Origin of the sequence: Streptomyces flavofungini, assembly GCF_041028215.1 — a bacterium.
GTDB lineage: Bacteria > Actinomycetota > Actinomycetes > Streptomycetales > Streptomycetaceae > Streptomyces > Streptomyces flavofungini_B.
The window spans coordinates 1-1,089 of the sequence record NZ_JASKYR010001362.1; the positions used below are offsets into that span (position 1 = coordinate 1).

At 76.4% G+C, this 1,089-nt stretch carries 1 protein-coding gene; it reads right to left on the reverse strand.

Features of this window, described 5'->3' with window-relative positions:
* Nucleotides 1-203: 203 nt before the first annotated feature.
* On the reverse strand, nt 204-1,089 hold an 886-nt coding region (locus AB8Z36_RS41075), incomplete at its 5' end, for an RDD family protein (RefSeq protein ID WP_369218434.1).

The following is a 1,089-nucleotide window of genomic DNA, read 5'->3' on the forward strand; positions in this document are numbered from 1 at the left end:
GTGGCGGAGTGCCGTAGGGAGAGCCGCCGCCGGTCGGGGCCGGGGAGCCGTACGGAGAGCCGCCGCCGGTCGGAGGCTGCGGCGGCGGTTTCCTGAACGGGTCGCTGTCGTCGTCCGGTGGCGGGTACTGCGGCGGTTCGGTGCTCATGGCCCGAGTCGACCGCTTCGGCCCCGGCTCCGCATCCGGCGAGCGGCTGACCGGGTTACCCGGCCACGAACGTGCCCGCCGCCTTGTCGTGCCAGCACTGCCGCCACGGGCGGTCGAAGAGGCACCACAGGACACCCACGACGCCGATGACGAGGACGCCCGGCACGCTGTACACCAGCCAGCGCCGCAGCGCCGCCCCGAAGGCGGGCGCCTCGTGCTCCTCGATGTCCCGCACCTCGATGCCGCACACCCTCTTGCCGAGGGTGCGGCCCCACTTGGCGGTGGGCAGCGCCTCGTACACCACGCCGAAGAGCAGCAGGACGGCGAGGATGATGCCGAGGTAGCCCGCGGTGGTGCCGTCGAGCAGCCAGACCGTGGTCTTCTCCCCCGACAGCTTCGCCGCGTCGATCTTGCCGTCCACGTGGTCGGCCGCCCTGGTGCCGAGCGGCAGCGCCACCGCTCCGGTGACCGCCGCGAGGACGACGGTGTCGATGAGCCGCGCCGCAAGGCGCCTGCCGAGCCCGGCGGGCCTGGCCGACGCCTGGGCCCGCGCCGCCGCGAGGAAGGGGTCCTCGATCACGGGCTTGAACGGCAGGACCGGCTGCGCCTCGCCCTGCGCGGCGGCGCCGGAACCGGCGAGCTGATGCACCTGCTGCGCCCACGAGGCCGATCCGCCGCCGGGTCCGGAGGTGACGGGCGCGGGCGCACCGGCCTGCTGCGGCACCTGCGGCTGGGGCTGTGCCTGCGGCTGCGGCTGCGGCTGTGCCTGCGGGGTCGCCGCCTGCGGGGGTACGGAGGGCTGCGAAGCGGCGGTCGCCGGGGCGCTCTGTGCGGCGCCGTGGCGGACGGCGCGGATCGCCATGGTGCCCTCGGCGCCCGGCGCCGGGGTGGGCGCGGAGCCGGGTGCGGGGCGCGCGGGTCCCGAGGGCACCGTGACGTTC